Source organism: Kitasatospora sp. NPDC058492 (assembly GCF_042720685.1).
In the GTDB taxonomy this organism is placed as follows: Bacteria; Actinomycetota; Actinomycetes; order Streptomycetales; family Streptomycetaceae; genus Kitasatospora.
Genome location: NZ_JBHXMU010000020.1, coordinates 1 through 16863, shown reverse-complemented (window position 1 = coordinate 16863; position 16863 = coordinate 1). Strand labels below are relative to the sequence as shown.

General features: G+C 72.6%; 14 protein-coding genes. 10 read left to right on the top strand and 4 right to left on the bottom strand.

Annotated elements, in window-relative coordinates; translation table 11 throughout:
- Positions 1-100 precede the first annotated feature (100 nt).
- The 3 genes from ACFWPI_RS15555 to ACFWPI_RS15545 all read left to right on the top strand — a co-directional run bounded on the left by ACFWPI_RS15555 (position 101) and on the right by ACFWPI_RS15545 (position 4949).
- Positions 101-1486 (top strand): Dyp-type peroxidase, encoded by a 1386-nt coding sequence (locus ACFWPI_RS15555; protein WP_380375116.1) that lies wholly within the window; start codon positions 101-103, stop codon positions 1484-1486.
- Positions 1487-1711: 225 nt separating this feature from the next.
- Complete coding sequence (locus ACFWPI_RS15550) at positions 1712-2269, top strand: hypothetical protein (RefSeq protein WP_380375117.1); 558 nt, start codon at positions 1712-1714, stop codon at positions 2267-2269.
- A gap of 121 nt (positions 2270-2390) precedes the next feature.
- Entirely contained in the window at positions 2391-4949 is a 2559-nt protein-coding gene (locus ACFWPI_RS15545) for an ATP-dependent Clp protease ATP-binding subunit (protein WP_380375135.1), read from the top strand.
- A 54-nt stretch (positions 4950-5003) separates the two neighbouring features.
- On the opposite strand, the gene ACFWPI_RS15540 is transcribed toward ACFWPI_RS15545, so the two are convergent.
- Positions 5004-5879, bottom strand: a complete 876-nt coding sequence (locus ACFWPI_RS15540; protein WP_063347425.1) for a metallophosphoesterase — start codon at positions 5877-5879, stop codon at positions 5004-5006.
- 225 nt (positions 5880-6104) lie between these two features.
- Between ACFWPI_RS15540 and ACFWPI_RS15535 the strand changes: the two genes are divergently transcribed.
- The 6 genes from ACFWPI_RS15535 to ACFWPI_RS15510 all read left to right on the top strand — a co-directional run bounded on the left by ACFWPI_RS15535 (position 6105) and on the right by ACFWPI_RS15510 (position 12676).
- Positions 6105-7019 carry a serine protease gene (locus ACFWPI_RS15535; protein WP_380343765.1) on the top strand — a complete coding sequence of 305 codons (915 nt, stop codon included), beginning with the start codon at positions 6105-6107 and terminating at the stop codon, positions 7017-7019.
- A gap of 224 nt (positions 7020-7243) precedes the next feature.
- A complete protein-coding gene (locus ACFWPI_RS15530) occupies positions 7244-8734 on the top strand; it encodes a S28 family serine protease (RefSeq protein ID WP_380375119.1) in 1491 nt (496 codons plus the stop codon).
- Between the two features lie 160 nt (positions 8735-8894).
- Positions 8895-9578: a TetR/AcrR family transcriptional regulator gene (locus tag ACFWPI_RS15525; RefSeq protein ID WP_380375121.1), complete on the top strand. Its 684-nt coding sequence runs from the start codon at positions 8895-8897 to the stop codon at positions 9576-9578.
- Positions 9562-11196, top strand: a complete 1635-nt coding sequence (locus ACFWPI_RS15520) for an acyl-CoA dehydrogenase family protein (protein ID WP_380375123.1) — start codon at positions 9562-9564, stop codon at positions 11194-11196. The genes ACFWPI_RS15525 and ACFWPI_RS15520 overlap by 17 nt, the downstream gene beginning before the upstream one ends.
- Positions 11193-12077 carry an amidohydrolase family protein gene (locus ACFWPI_RS15515; RefSeq protein WP_380375125.1) on the top strand — a complete coding sequence of 295 codons (885 nt, stop codon included), beginning with the start codon at positions 11193-11195 and terminating at the stop codon, positions 12075-12077. Before ACFWPI_RS15520 ends, ACFWPI_RS15515 begins: the two co-directional genes overlap by 4 nt.
- A 155-nt stretch (positions 12078-12232) precedes the next feature.
- Entirely contained in the window at positions 12233-12676 is a 444-nt protein-coding gene (locus ACFWPI_RS15510; protein ID WP_380375127.1) for a hypothetical protein, read from the top strand.
- Between the two features lie 7 nt (positions 12677-12683).
- Here ACFWPI_RS15510 and ACFWPI_RS15505 read toward each other — a convergent pair whose 3' ends face one another.
- From ACFWPI_RS15505 to ACFWPI_RS15495, 3 genes are all read right to left on the bottom strand, one after another.
- Positions 12684-13520, bottom strand: coding sequence for a helix-turn-helix domain-containing protein (locus tag ACFWPI_RS15505; protein ID WP_380375128.1), 837 nt, complete (start codon positions 13518-13520; stop codon positions 12684-12686).
- A gap of 124 nt (positions 13521-13644) precedes the next feature.
- Positions 13645-14127 carry a DUF2269 family protein gene (locus tag ACFWPI_RS15500; protein WP_063347418.1) on the bottom strand — a complete coding sequence of 161 codons (483 nt, stop codon included), beginning with the start codon at positions 14125-14127 and terminating at the stop codon, positions 13645-13647.
- Positions 14128-14281: 154 nt separating this feature from the next.
- Complete coding sequence (locus ACFWPI_RS15495; protein ID WP_063347417.1) at positions 14282-14989, bottom strand: 4'-phosphopantetheinyl transferase superfamily protein; 708 nt, start codon at positions 14987-14989, stop codon at positions 14282-14284.
- 284 nt (positions 14990-15273) lie between these two features.
- Between ACFWPI_RS15495 and ACFWPI_RS15490 the strand changes: the two genes are divergently transcribed.
- Positions 15274-16722 (top strand): choice-of-anchor A family protein, encoded by a 1449-nt coding sequence (locus ACFWPI_RS15490; RefSeq protein ID WP_380375130.1) that lies wholly within the window; start codon positions 15274-15276, stop codon positions 16720-16722.
- The last annotated feature ends 141 nt before the right edge of the window (positions 16723-16863 follow it).

The window sequence follows — 16863 nt, the reverse complement described above, 5'->3', positions numbered from 1 at the left end:
CCACTGTGGGCGATGTCCGCATTGCACAGTGTGCGCAGGTTTGTGACTGTGCTGAGGAGGCCGCCATGCCCCTGACCCTCCGACCGTTCGCCCCGCGCGGGTGAGTGGGCCCACCGCCGGTGCGGTGCCGACGTTGGAGCTGGAGGACATCCAGGGCACCGTGCTGCGGCGTCGTCCGGACGTCTACCACGGTGTGTACCTGCTCTACCGGATCGACGACCCGGCCGCGGCGAAGCGGTCGCTGCGTGAGGTCCTGCCGGAGGTCACCAGCGCGGCGGACTGGGAGCGGCCCCGCCCGTTCACCCTCAACGTCGCCTTCACGTACCGGGGGCTGGCCCGGCTGGGCGTGCCGCCGGATTCGCTCGCCTCGTTCTCCCCGGAGTTCCGGGCCGGCATGGCCGCCCGGAAGGAGGTGCTGGGAGACCTCGGTGCCAGCGACCCCGGTAACTGGCCCCCGCCGCTGGGCGGCCCCGACGTGCACATCGGGGTGGTGATCATCGCGACGGCCCCCGAGGGGCTCCACGAGCCGGTGGCGGCGGCTGGCCGACTGGCCGGGGTGAGCCTGGTCTACCGGCTCGACGTCGGTTCCCCGGTCACCGGGCGCGAGCACTTCGGGTTCCGGGACGGCATCTCCAGCCCGTACCTGCTCGGCAGCGCCGAGCGGCCGCTGCCCGGCCAGGACGCCGTCCAGCCCGGCGAGTTCCTCTTCGGCTACCCGGACGAGTCCGGGGCGGCGCCGGCGGGGCCCGCGCCGGACGTGCTCGGCCGCAACGGCTGCTACCTGGCCTTCCGTCAGATGCGTGCGGACGTGGCCGCGTTCCGCAGGTACCTGCGGGACCAGGCCCGCTCGCCCGAGGACGAGGAACTGCTCGCAGCCAAGATCGTCGGCCGCTGGCGCAGCGGTGCGCCGCTGGCGTTGGCGCCGGAGCACGACGATCCGGACCTGGGCGCCGATCCGACGCGCAACAACGACTTCCGCTACCACGACGACCCGCGGGGCCTGCTCGTCCCGCGCGGCGCGCACATCCGGCGGGCCAACCCGAGGGACGGCCTGGCCGACACCGTGGTCGAGACCGGCATCCACCGGGTGCTGCGGCGCGGCGCGGCGTACGGCCCGCTGCTGCCGGCCGGGGCCTTGGAGGACGACGGTGCGGAGCGCGGGATCATCTTCATCTTCATGGGCGCCAGCCTGTCCCGGCAGTTCGAGTTCGTGCAGCAGGTGTGGCTCAACGACGGCGACTTCGCCGGCCTCGGCCCCGAGCAGGACCCGCTGGTCGGCAACAGCGGCGGCGCCGGTGTGCACACCATCCCGGCCCGCCCGGTCCGGCGCCGGCTCACCGGGCTGCCCCGGTTCGTGACCGTGCGCGGCGGCGAGTACTGCTTCCTGCCCGGCCTCGCCGCGATCGCCTGGCTCACCGCACTGCCGGACCCGGCCGGCGGCCCGTCCGCCGCGCCGCACTCATCGACCTCGGAGGACGACAGGTGACCCCGCCCGAGAAGGACTTCACCCCCGTGCGGCACTCACCCGATCTCGTGCCACCGGAGCCGGACTTCGACCGGCACCTCCAGCAGTCCAGACCGTCCGCAAGGAGGTGTACCGGCGCTCGTCGGTGCTGCGCCACGAGCTGAACGGCCGGCGCCGCGCCGAGCCGGCCTCGGCCGCCGACGTGCTTCCCGACCCGTCCTGACGCTTCGCCCGAAAGGAATCCAGATGTACGACTTCGACCCGTCGACCTACCAGCCGATCTCACCGGACGTGTCGGTCGAGGAGATCGCCAAGGCCTTCCAGAGCCCCCGTCAGCAGACCGAGGGCGTCGGCCTGCGGGCGGTGAACCGGTCGGAATTCACCCTGATCGCACCGGTCATCCAGCCGACCGGGCCCGCCGTCTTCCTGGAGCGCGCCGAGAAGGCCTGCATCGAGGCGCCCTACTGGGAGAACCGCCTCGGGACGGTCCACGATCTGCGGGTCGCGCTCGTCAACGACGGTCATCAGGTGCTGTTCTGCGCGACCTACAGCGACGAGTTCAAGCCCTACGTCATCGACGTCATCCGCTTCGCCACCCCGTGGATCGACCACATGTTCAACGACGTGGCGGCCGGCTACCCGGGCCTGGCCTCCGACCAGGCGATCGACTACATCGCGAAGTACCAGGTGCAGGCCAACGTCTGGTACGGCGGGCCGAACCCGGAGGCCACCCCCAGGGACATCGGCAAGGCCATCGCGGTGGCCGCCGCGTTCGACGACCTGCTGGACGCCGCCCAGAGCTGACCGCGTGCGTCGACGGGCGCGCCGGCGCCCGTGCGGGAGGGGCCGGGGTTCGGGAGGCGGGGTGGGGTGGGCTGTGTTTGGGTGGCTGCACACCGCTTGGGAGAGGTGATCCTCCGTGACCATGCCCCCGTTCGGATCGAGTGATCCGTTCTCCGATCTGCTCAGCCGCTTCTTCGGGATGAGTCCGATGGCCTCCCCGCCCGCCGTGCAGCGGGTGCCGATCGGGCGGTTGCTGAGCGAGTCCTCGCAGGAGTTGCTGGGGTTGGCCGCGCACCGGGCCGGCGAGGACGGGATCAGTGATCTCGACACCGGGCACCTGGCCTGGGCGGCCACCCGGGTGGAGCCGTCGCGCCGGATGCTGGAGCGGGCGGGGATCGACCCGGACCAGCTGGCCGGTGACCTGGAGCGGTCGCTGCCGTCCGGGGATCCGGCGGCGGTGGACGGGCAGCCCGCGCTGACGCCGTCGGCCAAGCGTGCGCTGCTGGCGGCGCATGCCCGTTCGCAGGCGGCCGGGGCCTCGTACATCGGGCCGGAGCACATCCTCGGCGCGCTGCTGGACCAGGAGCGGTCCGGGGCGGGGACGGCGCTGCGCAACGCGGCGCCCTCGCAGGAGGCGTTGAGGACGGTGCTGGAGGGGCGCGGTGTCGGCGGGGAGCGCAGCAGCACGGGCGCGCACCCGAGCGAGACGCCGACGCTGGACGAGTACGGGCTGGACCTCACCGAGGCGGCGCGCTCGGGCCGGCTGGACCCGGTGGTCGGGCGGGCCGAGGAGATCGAGCAGACCGTCGAGATCCTGTCCCGCCGGACCAAGAACAACCCGGTGCTGATCGGCGAGCCGGGCGTCGGCAAGACCGCGATCGTGGAGGGGCTGGCGCAGCGGATCGTCTCCGGGGACGTGCCGCAGAGCCTGCGGGACAAGCGGGTCGTCACCCTCGACCTGACCGCCCTGGTGGCCGGCTCCAAGTACCGGGGCGAGTTCGAGGAGCGGCTGAAGAAGGTGATCGACGAGGTCACGGCGGCCGAGAAGAGCGTGATCCTGTTCCTGGACGAGCTGCACACCGTGGTCGGCGCGGGTTCCGGCGGCGAGGGTTCGATGGACGCCGGCAACATCCTCAAGCCGGCGCTGGCGCGCGGTGAACTGAGCGTGGTCGGTGCGACGACGCTGGACGAGTACCGCAAGCACGTGGAGAAGGACGCCGCGCTGGAGCGCCGCTTCCAGCCGGTGCTGGTGCCCGAGCCGAGCGTCGAGGAGACGGTCGAGATCCTGCGGGGGCTGCGGGACGCGTACGAGGCGCACCACCAGGTGCGGTTCACCGACGAGGCGCTGGACGCGGCGGCGACGCTGTCCGACCGGTACGTCAGCGACCGCTTCCTGCCGGACAAGGCGATCGACCTGCTGGACCAGGCCGGTGCCCGGGTGCGGTTGCGCAGCCTGAGCGGCTCGACCGAGGCGACCGGGGTGCAGGACCGGATCACCAAGCTGAAGCGGGAGTTGGACGAGGCCGTCGCGGACGAGGAGTTCGTGCGGGCGGCCAACCTGAAGGCCGAGCTGCGGCAGACCGAGGACGAGTTGGCGGCCGTCGCCGAGTCCCGCGAGGAGGTCGTCGACGTGACCGCCGACGACATCGCGCAGGTGCTGTCGTCCCGGACCGGCATCCCGGTCGCGGAGTTGAACGCGACCGAGCGGGAGCGGCTGCTCAAGCTGGAGGAGCACCTGCACGAGAAGGTGATCGGCCAGGACGAGGCGGTCACCGCGGTCGCCCAGGCGGTGCGCCGCGGCCGGGCCGGGATGGGCGACCCGGACCGGCCGACCGGCTCCTTCCTCTTCCTCGGGCCGACCGGCGTGGGCAAGACCGAGCTGGCGAAGGCGCTGGCGGCGCTGCTGTTCGGCGACCCGGACCGGATGATCCGCTTCGACATGAGCGAGTTCCAGGAGAAGCACACCGTCTCCCGGCTGGTCGGCTCCCCGCCCGGGTACGTCGGCTACGACGAGGCCGGGCAGCTGACCGAGGCCGTCCGCCGCAAGCCGTACAGCGTGCTGCTCTTCGACGAGGTGGAGAAGGCGCACCCGGACGTCTTCAACCTGCTGCTCCAGGTACTGGACGACGGGCGGCTGACCGACGCCCAGGGGCGGACGGTCGACTTCCGCAACACCGTGGTGATCATGACCAGCAACATCGGCTCGCAGCGCATCCTCGACCACGCCGGGAACGTGGACGAGATCCGTGGCGACCTGATGCGCGACCTGCACCAGCAGTTCCGGCCGGAGTTCCTGAACCGGATCGACGAGGTGATCGTCTTCCACGCGCTCACCCGGAAGGACCTGCTGTCGGTGGTCGGTCTGCTGCTGGAGCGCAGCCGGCGTCGGCTCAAGGCGCAGGACGTGCAGTTGGAGGTCACCGAGGCGGCCAAGGAGTGGCTGGTCAACCGCGGGTACCAGCCGGAGTTCGGGGCCCGGCCGCTGCGTCGGACGATCCAGTCGGAGCTGGACAACCGGGTGTCCAACCTGCTGCTGGACGGCACGGTGCAGGAGGGCGACACGCTGATCGCGGAGGTGAGCGACGGCGACCTGGTGGTCACGCTCGCCCGGCCGGAGGCGTCGGCGACCTTCGAGGAGGCGCAGGAGAAGGCGCAGGAGGAGACGCGGGACAAGGCGGGGGCGGAGGAGCAGCAGGCCTGATCCGTCGGAGATCTGCCCCGCCGCCGGACGGTCCGGCGGCGGGGCAGCGCGTACCTACGCCTGCGGGAAGACCTCGCGCAGCAGCGGCTCCGGCAGCCCGCGCTTGCGCCACTCGCGCGGGTAGCCGAGCGAGACCTCCTCGAACGGGACGCCGTCGTAGCTGGTCTTGCGGGGGATGTGCAGATGGCCGTAGATCATCGCCGCGGTGTTGAAGCGGCGGTGCCAGTCCGCGGTCAGTTCGGTGCCGCACCACTGGGCGAACTCGGGGTACCAGAGGATCTCGGTGGGGTGGCGGACCAGCGGGTAGTGGTTGACCAGGACGAGCGGTACGTCCGGGTCGCAGGCCGCCAGCCGCTGCTCGGTCAGCCGGACGCGCTCGCGGCACCAGGAGTCGCGGTCCGGGAACGGGTCCGGGTGGAGCATCCGCTCGTCCGCGCAGACGATGCCGCTCTCGTAGGCGGCCGCCAGGGACTCCTCCTTGGTGGTCGTGCCCGGCGCGCGGAAGGAGTAGTCGTACAGGAGGAAGAGCGGGGCGATGCGGACCGGTCCGCCGGCGCCCTGCCAGAGCGGGTACGGGTCCTCGGGGGTGAGCACGCCGAGGTTCCGGCAGAGGTCGACCAGGTGGTCGTAGCGGGCCACGCCGCGCAGCTGCACCGGGTCCTCGGGGTGGGTCCACAGCTCGTGGTTGCCGGGGGCCCACACCACGCGGGCGAAGCGTTCGGCGAGCAGTCCGAGCGCCCACTCGACGCTGGTGGTGAGTTCGGCGACGTCTCCGGCGACGAGCAGCCAGTCGTCGGGGGTGGTGGGCCGGATCTTCTCCACCAGGTCGCGGTTCTCCTGGTAGGAGATGTGCAGGTCGCTCACGGCGAGCAACCGCCCGCCCGCCCCCGTGGGCTCCGACGGCGCGTCGCTGCGGTACTCGGTAGTCACTCCTGCCCCCTGTGGTCACCCGTCCGATGTCGCCACAGTACGTGGCGGACGGGGGCCGTGGGGCGGGTTGACGCGATCGGCCGTGCGAAGGGAGGGGCCGGCGGACCGCCGCCACCGCGCGAACGAGCCATTGCGGCCGAAGTGCTTTCTTGGTGTCGTCTTGACTCTTGACAGTGAGTCATGTCCGCGACAGCTTTGGTGCACCCCCACACCGAGAGGTCTCTCATGAAGAAGCCGCTCATAGGCATGCTCGCCACCGTCCTGGTCGCCGGAGCAACCGCCCTCGCCGGCGCCCTCCCGGCCCAGGCCGCCACCGCGGAGGCCCCCGCCGCCGTGTCCGTCGCGGCCCAGGACGGCCAGTCCCTGAGCGCCCAGGCCCAGGTCACCGACACCAAGGCGGCCCCCCGAGCCGTCAACTTCGCCGGGACGGTGGCCCTCAACAACTGTTCCGGTTCGCTGGTCCGGATGCCAGGCTCGGCCGCGAGCGACCCGGCCCTCGTCCTGTCCAACGGCCACTGCCTGGAGTCCGGCATGCCCGGCCCCGGCGAGGTGATCCTCAACCAGCCCTCCAGCCGGACCTTCACCCTCCTCAGCTCCAGCGGCAGCGGGCTCGGCACCCTGCGCGCGACCAAGGTGGTCTACGGCGCCATGACCGACACCGACGTGTCGATCTACCAGCTGAACACCAGCTACGCCTCGATCCAGTCCCGGTACGGGATCGCCCCGTTGACCATCTCCGCCGCCCACCCCACGCAGGGCACCTCGATCAAGGTCGTCTCGGGCTACTGGAAGAAGATCTACTCCTGCTCGATCGACGGCTTCGCCTACCAGTTGAACGAGGCGGACTGGACCTTCAAGGACTCGGTCCGCTACACCTCCGGCTGCAACGTGATCGGCGGCACCTCCGGCTCGCCGGTGGTGGACGCGAACACCGGGCAGGTGGTCGCGGTCAACAACACGATCAACGAGAACGGCGAGTCCTGCACCCTCGACAACCCGTGTGAGGTCGACGAGAACGGCTCGGTGACGGTGCACCAGGGCATCGGCTACGCCCAGGAGACCTACGGCATCCCGGCCTGCTTCGCCGCCGGCAACCGGTTCGACCTCACCCTGCCCGGCTGCACCCTGGTCCGGCCCTGACCTGAACCGTCACGACGGCCCTGACCTGACCGTGGCGAAGGCCCTGACCTGAACCGCGGTGACGGAACCGGGGCGACCCCGCTGACCAGCACCGATCCCCGATGGGCCACCCGTGAACGGCGGGTGGCCCATTCGGCCGTCCACCAGGCGGCCGGCGCACCACCCGTGCCGCACTGTCGTCCCGACAGGGCGGCAGTCATATCCGTGTGACCAATGGAGAGTTGATGACCACCACGCTGCGAAGGCTGCTGGTTTCCGTCCTGCTGATACCGCTGCTCGCGCTCGGCGGCCTGGCGACCCCGGCGCTGGCCGCCGGTGCCCAGGGCGCCGGTACCGCCGAGGCCGCCCACGGCCGGAGCCCCGCCGACGACCCGAATGCCGACATCAAGGACCGCCTGGCGGCGATCCCCGGGGTGACGATCACCGAGGAGAAGCCGACCACCACCGGCCACCGCTACTTCCTGCTCACCTACACCCAGCCGATCGACCACTTCCGCCCCTGGCTGGGCACCTTCCAGCAGCGCTTCAGCGTGCTGCACCGGGGCTACGACCGCCCGACCGTCTTCTACACCAACGGCTACACGCTGGGCACCAACCCGTCGCGCACCGAGCCGACCCGGCTGGTGGACGGCAACCAGGTGTCCATCGAGTACCGGTACTTCACCCCGTCGCGCCCCGAGCCGGCGGACTGGTCCAAGGCCGGCATCCGCCAGCAGGCCGCCGACTCGCACCGGCTGGTGACCGCGCTCAAGCGGATCTACCAGCAGGAGTGGCTCTCCACCGGCGCCAGCAAGGGCGGCATGTCCTCCACCTACTTCCGCCGCTTCTACCCGGACGACGTCGTGGGCACGATCGCGTACGTGGCGCCGAACAACACCGACGTCAACGACTACGCGGCCTACACCAACTTCTTCCGCACCGTCGGCACCCCCGAATGCCGGGCCGCGCTGAACGCCGCCCAGCGCGAGCTGCTGGTGCGCCGCGACCGCCTGGAGACCCGCTACGTGGCCGACAACAAGGCCGCCGGCTCGACCTTCAACACCCTCGGCACGCCGGACCGGGCGTACGAGGCGGGCGTGCTCGACGTGGTCTGGGCGTTCTGGCAGTACAGCACCGAGGCGGACTGCGCCAAGGTCCCGGCCGCGGCCACCGCGACCGACGACGCGCTGTACGCGTGGTTCGACTCGCAGTCCGGCATCACCGGCAACAGCGACCAGTCGCTGGCGAAGTACACCGCGTACTACTACCAGGCCGCGACCGAGCTGGGTGCGCCGTTCTTCGACGTCTCGCACCTCAAGGGCGTGCTGCACTACGACTACAAGGAGCTGTACTCGGCCCGGTCGTACGTGCCGAAGGACATCCCGATCTCCTTCAACCCGAACGCGATGCGGGACATCGACCGCTGGGTGAAGCACGACGCCGAGCGGATCATCTACGTCTACGGCGGCAACGACCCGTGGGGCGCCAAGCCGTTCAAGCTCGGCCGGGGCAGTGACGACAGCTACGTCTACACCGTGCCGGGCGGCAACCACGGCTCCAACATCGGCCAGCTGCCGGCCGCGCAGTCGGCGGAGGCGACCGCCAAGGTGCTGGAGTGGGCCGGCCTGGGCGACCAGGACGCCGCCCGCTCGCTCGGCAAGAAGCAGCAGATCCCGCCGTTCGGCCCGCTCGACGAGGAGGGCCTGAAGCTGGAGTCGCAGCGCCACCCGCTGTAAAGCGCCACCCGCTGTGACCGGCAGGTCGTAGCGCTGTGTGACGCCTTGGATGAGGCCGCCCCCAGCCCGGGGGCGGCCTCCTCGCGTATCTGGCGGGGCCGGCCCGCTCGGGACGGGCCGGGCCCTATCTGAAGTACTGAATCAGTGCTTCAATGCTTTTATGGCCTACCGACGCACGCCCGCCGTCCAAGCCCGGCTGGACGCCCAGCGCGAGGCCGTGCTGCAGGCAGCTGTCCTGCTGCTCGCCGAGCGCGGCTACGGCGGCTGCACGATGGCCGCCGTAGCGGACCGTGCCGGGATCGCCACCGGAAGCCTCTACCAGCACTTCGCCAGCAAGGCCGAGTTGTCCGTGCAGTTGTTCCGCCGGGTGGTCACCCGCGAGATGGCCGCCGTCGACGCGGCCGTCGCCCTCCGGGAGGGCCCGCGGCAGCGGATCGCCGCGGTCGTCGAGACCTTCGCCGCCCGCGCCCTGCGCGCGCCCCGGCTGGCGTACGCGCTGCTGGTCGAGCCGGCCGACGCGGTCGTGGACAGCGAGCGCCTGGTGTTCCGCCGGGCGTTCCGGGACGTGATCGCCACCGAGATCGCCGCCGCCGTGGCGAGCGGCGAGCTTCCCGAGCAGGACCCGGTGCTGACCGCCGCCGCGCTGGTCGGCGCGGTCGGCGAGGCGCTGGCCGGCCCGCTCGCGGCCGCGCCTGTGCCTGTGCCTGTGCCTGCGCCTGTGGCAACGGCCGCGCCCGCACGGACGGCCGCGCCCACGAAGCCGGCGGGCACCACCGACGTGGTCCCCGCACTGGTCTCCTTCACCCTGCGTGCCCTGGGAGGACGCGATGACAGCGACGCATGAGGTCACCAACCAGGTGCCCCTGCCGTACGGACACGACACCGCCGCCGATCCGACCCTGCTCGCCGCCCTGCACCGGGCCGGCGCCGGCTGGGCCGAGTCCGAACTGCACGAGCTCGGCCGCCTGGCCGGCTCCGAGCAGGCCGCCGAGTGGGGCCGGCTGGCCAACGAGAACCCGCCCGTCCTGCGCACCCACGACCGCTTCGGCCACCGCGTCGACGAGGTCGAGTTCCACCCGGCCTGGCACGAGCTGATGCGCACCGCCGTCTCCCACGGCCTGCACGCCGCGCCCTGGCGGGACGAGCGGCCCGGCGCCCACTCCGCCCGGGCCGCCAAGTTCTTCGTCTGGGGGCAGGTCGAGGCCGGCCACACCTGCCCGATCTCGATGACCTACGCCGCCGTCCCGGCCCTGCGCGCGAACCCCTCCCTGGCGGGCGAGTTGGAGCCGCTGCTGGCCGCCACCACGTACGACTTCGGGCTGCGCGAGCCGCGCACCAAGCGCGGGCTGATCGCCGGCATGTCGATGACCGAGAAGCAGGGCGGCTCGGACGTCCGCACCAACACCACCACCGCGACCCCGCACCCGGACGGCACCTACCGGCTGACCGGCCACAAGTGGTTCACCTCGGCGCCGATGTCCGACCTCTTCCTGACGCTCGCCCAGGCGCCGGGCGGGCTCAGCTGCTTCATGCTGCCGCGCGTCCTCCCGGACGGCACCCGCAACCGCCTCCAGCTGATGCGGCTCAAGGACAAGCTCGGCAACAAGTCCAACGCCTCCGCCGAGCTGGAGTACGACGGCGCGGTCGGCTGGCCGGTCGGCGAGGAGGGGCGGGGGGTGGCGACCATCATCGAGATGGTCAACATGACCCGCCTGGACTGCACCGTCGGCGCCGCCTCCGGCATGCGCTACGGCGCGACCCGGGCCGTCCACCACGCCCTGCACCGGCGGGCGTTCGGCCGGCCGCTGGTGGACCAGCCGCTGATGCGCAACGTGCTCGCCGACCTGGTCGTGGAGTCCGAGGCGGCCACCGCCGTCGCGATGCGGCTCGCCCGGAGCACCGACCTGGCCCTGGCCGGGGACGAACCCGAGGCGCTGGTACGGCGGTTGGGCCTGGCGGTGGCCAAGTACTGGGTCTGCAAGCGCGGCCCGGCGCACGCCGCCGAGGCGCTGGAGTGCCTGGGCGGCAACGGCTACGTCGAGGAGTCCGGGATGCCCCGGCTCTACCGGGAGGCGCCGCTGGTGTCGATCTGGGAGGGCTCCGGCAACGTCGCCGCCCTGGACGCGCTGCGCGCCATGGCCAAGCGCCCGGAGACGGTCGAGGCCTTCCTCGGCGAGCTCGACGCCGCCGCCGGGGCGGACCGCCGGCTGGACGCGGCCGTCGCCGACCTGCGCAAGCAGCTCACCGACCAGGCCGACCTGGAGTACCGGACGCGCCGACTGGTCGAGTCGATGGCGCTGGCCTTCCAGGGCGCGCTGCTGGTCCGCCACGGCAGCCCGGCGGTGGCGGACGCGTTCTGCGCCACCCGCCTCGCCGGGGACCGCGGCTCCGCCTTCGGCACCCTGCCGTCCGGCGTCGACACCGCCGGGATCATCGACCGGGCCCGCCCGGTGCCGGCGTGAGCGAATCCCAGGAGGTCCGCGCGTTCTGGCAGGCCCTGGGCCTGCCCGGCCTCATCGACGTGCACACCCACTTCATGCCGAAGAAGGTCCTCGACAAGGTGTGGGCGTACTTCGACGCGGCCGGCCCGCTGGTGAACCAGCCCTGGCCGATCACCTACCGCGAGGCGGAGGAGCAACGCGTCCAGCGGCTGCGGGACTTCGGCGTCCGGGCGTTCACCTCGATGCTCTACCCGCACAGGCCCGGCATGGCCGGTTGGCTGAACGCGTGGTCGGCCGACTTCGCCGCCCGCACCCCGGAGTGCCTGCACACCGCGACGTTCTTCCCCGAGCCCGAGGCGCCCGGCTACGTGGCCCGCGCGATCGAGGACGGCGCCCGGGTGTTCAAGGCGCACGTGCAGGTCGGCGGCTACGACCCGGCGGACCGGCAGCTGGACGAGGTGTGGGGGCTGCTCGCCGAGACCGGCACGCCGGTGGTCACCCACTGCGGGTCCGGACCGGTGCCGGGCAACTTCACCGGCCCCGGTCCGATCGGCGAGGTGCTGAAGCGCCACCCCGGACTGGTCCTGGTGGTCGCCCACCTCGGCATGCCCGAGTACCGCGACTTCCTCGACCTGGCCGAGCGCCACCCGGCCGTCCGGCTGGACACCACGATCGCCTTCACGGACTTCGCCGAGGCCGACGTCCCGTTCCCGCGCGCCGAACTGCCGCGCCTGCGCGGCCTCCAGGACCGCGTCCTGCTCGGCAGCGACTTCCCCAACATCCCGTACCGGTACGTGCACCAGCTGGAGGCACTGGCCGGGCTGGGCCTGGGGGAGGAGTGGCTGCGGGCCGTCTGCCACGACAACGCCGCCGCGCTCTTCGGGCTCGCCCCGGCGGGCTGAGGCGGCCGGTCGCCGGGGGCGCGGTCCTGAGCACCCCCGGCCCCGGGCCCTTACCTGCGGGGTAATCGACGCCCGGCGGCCGGGCGGGCAGGGTGGGGGGACCCGGCCGGCGTCACCGCCGCCGGGCCCCATCCCCGTCAGGAGGCTGATCCGCCATGTCCGCGAACGCCCTCACGCCCGCCCGCCCCGGCTCCGCCTCCCCCCTGTGGACGGTGCGCGGCGTGCTCGTCCTGGACGCCCTGGTCACCGGCGGCAACGGCCTCGTCTACCTGGCCTTCGCCGGCCCGGTCGGCGAACTGCTCGGGGTCGGCCGCAGCGTCCTGCTCGCCCTCGGGCTCTTCCTCACCGGCTACGCCCTCGGGGTCGGCGCCCTGGCCGCCCGCCGGCGGCCGCCGCGGCTCGCGGTGCAGGCGGTGATCGACCTCAACGCCGTCTGGGTGGTGCTCAGCCTGGTGGCGATGGCGGCCTGGTTGGAGCCGACCACGGCCGGCGCCGTCTGGATCCCGGTGCAGGCGGCGGTGGTGGCCCTGTTCGCCGTCCTCCAGTTCACCGCACTGCGCCGCCGCGACGGGGGCGGCACCGGGGGGCGTCGCACCTGAACCGGGGTCAGCGCTCCGGGCCGACCGCGTCCTGGAGGAACCGCACCGTCTCCGCGTCGGCCGGCAGGAGGGTCTCCATGGCCAGCTCGGAGACCGTCACGTCCAGCGGCGTGTTGAAGGTCGTGATGGTGGACAGGAACGACAGCACCCGCCCCTCGTGCCGGATCCGCATCGGCAGCGCGAACGGGGACAGCCCGGCGCCGTCCGCCTGCTCCCCGCCCGGGCCCGGGTCGTCCGCCGCCGTCGGGTAGCCGGCGACCTCCTCGTACAGCCGCCGCAGCGCCTCGCCGCGCAGCAGCTCGATCCGGTGCTCCACCCGCTCCAGCAGGTGCCGCCGCCATTGCGGCAGGTTCACGATGCGCGGCGCCAGCCCCTCGGGGTGCAGGGCGATCCGCATCGCGTTGAGCGGCGGCTCCAGCAGGTGCGGGGCGACGCCGTCGAGGAGCAGCCCGAGCGAGCGGTTGGCCGCCAGCACCCGGAAGGTCCCGTCGACGACCAGCGCCGGGTACGGGTCGTGGGCGGCGAGCAGCCGCTCCAGGCCGCCGCGCAGCGCGTCCATCGACGGGTCGTCCAGTGGCGTCTCGGGGAAGTGCGGGGCGTAGCCGGCCGCGAGCAGCAGGGTGTTGCGCTCGCGGACCGGGACGTCCAGGTGTTCGGCGAGCCGCAGCACCAGCTCCCGGCTCGGGCGGGACCGGCCGTTCTCGACGAAGCTGAGGTGCCGGGTCGAGGAGTCCGCCCGCAGGGCCAGTTGCAGCTGGCTGAGCTGGCGCCGTTCGCGCCAGCCGCGCAGCAGCGGTCCGACTCCGGTACCCGTCGGGCTGCCCATGCCCGCCATGATCGTCATGGCCAGGACGGTACTGGACCGGGCCCGCCCCGGGGGAGAGGGCCTTCCGGCCCGGTCGGCGTGGATTCGGGTGGCACGGCTGGGCGGTGGAGCTTTTCGTTCGGTACGGCTTCGGGGGTCCGGCTCAGACGCCGGTGCTCGACCCCGGCCGGATGACCATCAGCACCACGACCACCGCCCACAGCAGGTTGAACACCCCGGCCGTCATCGGCAGCAGCCGCAGGCCCTGGACGGCCTTGGCGTGCTGCTCCGGTGCGGTGTCGGCGCCGAGCGCGTCCACCGCGGCCTGCTGCCCGGGCAGGACGAAGAGCAGCAGCGAGAGCGCGGCGATCGCGGTGAGCACCATCGAGACGATGATCCAGGACTGCCCGAGCACGTCCATCACCTGGGCCAGGCCGATGCCCATCACCGGCACCGCGACCCCCAGCAGGGCGTAGACCTGGGTGATCCGGTGCAGGATCCGCAGCACGCCCGCGTCCGAGGCCTGGTCCGGCCCGCCGGCCAGCGCGGCCTTGGCCCGGCGCGGGAACATGCTGACGGCCACCGCGACCGGGCCTATGAACAGGACCGACGCGAGGACGTGCAGGCTCAGCAGGAACTTGGCCATGGCGGGGACACCCTTAAATCCGGCGGTGGGCAGCTGGTGCGACGGGCGTCCGGTGGCGGCGCGCCCGCGATCAGGCACGCTAACACCGCTTATCCGGGGGCCCGCCGCGCGGGTGGGCGTGCTCGTTCCGCAGGACTGCAGTGCTCCGCCCTGTTCAGCCCGCCGTCGTCAGCTGGACGATCCTCGGCGCGGCGGTGCTGACCGCCGCGACGGCGGCGCCGTGCTCCGGGTCGGCCCAGTCGAGCAGGTGCAGGTCCTGGTGGCGGCTGCGCAGCGGGGCGCCGGGCGGGACGTCCAGGGGCAGGTCGGACAGGTCGACGGAGGCCAGGGTGTCCAGGGTGGCCCGCCCGATCTTGATCAGCGACTCCTTGCGCACCCACAGCCGCAGGAACGCCTGGTCCGGTTCCGGTGCCGCCTCGACCAGGCGCAGTTCGGCGGGGGAGAGCACCCGGCGGGCGACCGCGCCCAGCGATCCGCCGCGCGCGGCCAGCTCGACGTCCACCCCGACCGGCTGGTGGCCGGCTCCGGCCGCGACCACGCCCCGGGTGTGCGACAGGCTCACGTGCACCTCGGGGTGGTCCGGCAGGTACGGCTTGCCGTGGTCGGCCAGGCCGCAGTCCGGGCACTGCTGGGCGAGCGTGAGCGAGGCCGCCGGGACGTCGAGCAGCCGGGCGGCGCAGAGCCGGACCAGCACGTGGCCGGCGGTGAAGTCGATCCGCCCGGACTCGTGCCGGAAGCGTGCGGCGCGCTCGCGTTCGAGGGGGGTGAGCAGGTGCTCGCCCGCTTCGGGGTGCCGCAGTACGGCGTCGGCGGACGCGACGGCGACGAGCGGCGTGCTCTGGTCCTGGGCCTCGGAGGTCATTGCTCCAACCTAACGGGCGCGGACGTCGGGCGGGGGCGGCGCGGACGTCGTCCAGGCAGGGCCGGTGGGAGGGGACCGCTGCGCCGCGCGGTGGATTTTCGGATCGGATCTGAAGATCTGTAGGGTAGGAATCGCCCGATTTGAGGTTGGATGTCCCGGATCTGCGGGATCGCCAGCAGATAGTACGAACGGGGCAGGTTATGCGCGCCTGCTCTTTTTCCTATGCGCGGAGGAATGTGTCGATGGGTCAGGGCACCGGTACGCCGGATCACAGAACGACCGCCGTGAGAAGAGAACCCGCCACCCGCAGGCGTCGGACCGTCCGGGTCGCCGTGGCGACCGTCGTCGCGGCGCTGCCGCTGGCGGCCGTGCTGACGGTCGGTTCGGCTGCTCCGCTCGCCCCACCACTGGGCGCCTGCACGGGCCCCGACTGCCCCGCCACCTGGCCGCCGCCGAACAACGGCGACTTCCCCGGCCGGGACGCCAGCATCAACGTCTTCACCGGTGGCAACTACACCGTGACCGGTCGCGCCGCCGAGGCCGAGGGCAAGATCGTCACGCTGGGGAACCTGACCGTCGAGAAGAACGGCGGCGGCATCTACAACATGGGCGTCGTCGGCGTCGGCTCGCGCGTCGTGCCGCCCAACGGCAGCGACTTCGTCACCACCGGCGGCAACGTCGACGTCGTGACCGGCAACTCGATCCTGATCGGCGGGAGCGACTCCCACGGCCCGGCCTTCGGCAACCTGCGCCACGCGGGCAGCGTCACCGGCACCGTCAGCATCGACCCCACCGGCCAGGCGATCCAGGACCCGAACGCCGCCGCCCCGTACCAGACGGTGCTCACCCAGATCGAGGAGATCTCCGACTGCGTCGGAAAGGCCACCGCGACCGGCACCGTCGACATCTCCTCCAGCCAGGCGACCTTCACCGGTGACGGGACCAGCCTGAAGCAGGTCTTCAACGTCACCCAGAACCTCGCCTCGCCGAGCGGCGGGCAGATCGGACTGGTCTTCGACAACATCCCGGCCGGGGCCACCGTCGTGGTGAACATGCTCGGGGACAGCCCGATCATCAACACCTACACGGGCACCGGCCTGGCCGGGGACCAGACCACCGACATGCGGTCGAAGCTGATGTACAACTTCCCGACCGCGACCTCGGCGCAGATCCTCGGCAGCGCCCAGTTCCAGGGCTCGGTCCTGGCCGGCAACCCGGGCGGCACCACGACCATCGCCCAGCCCGGGATGAACGGCCGGGTGTACCTCGCGGGCAACCTGATCCACACCGGCACCGGCGGCTACGAGATCCACAGCTACCCGTTCGACGGGGACCTGCCGGACTGCCAGGTGACGCCGAGCCCGTCGCCGTCCACCTCGCCGTCTTCTTCGCCGTCGTCGTCCCCGTCTTCTTCGCCGTCCTCTTCGCCGTCGTCGTCCCCGTCTTCTTCGCCGTCCTCTTCGCCGTCGTCGTCCCCGTCTTCCTCGCCCTCCTCCTCGCCGTCGTCGTCCCCGTCCTCGTCGCCCACGGCCAGTCCGTCCAGCTCGGGCCCGGCCCCGACCAGCCACCACCCGTCCGAGCACCCGACCAGCCACCACCCCGGTGGCGGCGGTGAGCTGCCCTCCACCGGCGCGGGCAACGCCCCGATGGTCTTCGGCCTGGCCGGCGTCGGCCTGCTCGGCCTCGGCGGTCTCGCCGTCCTGGCCGCCCGCCGTCGCGGTCGCCACAGCTAGGCCCTGCCCGGGGCAAGGAACACCCGAGCAACCACAACAACGGCCCAGGCCGCCCGCGTCGACCTCGACCGGGCGGCCTGGGCCGTGTCGGCGGCCCGCCGCAGGCACGCGTCGGCCCCTCGCCCAGCACGGGCGAGGGGC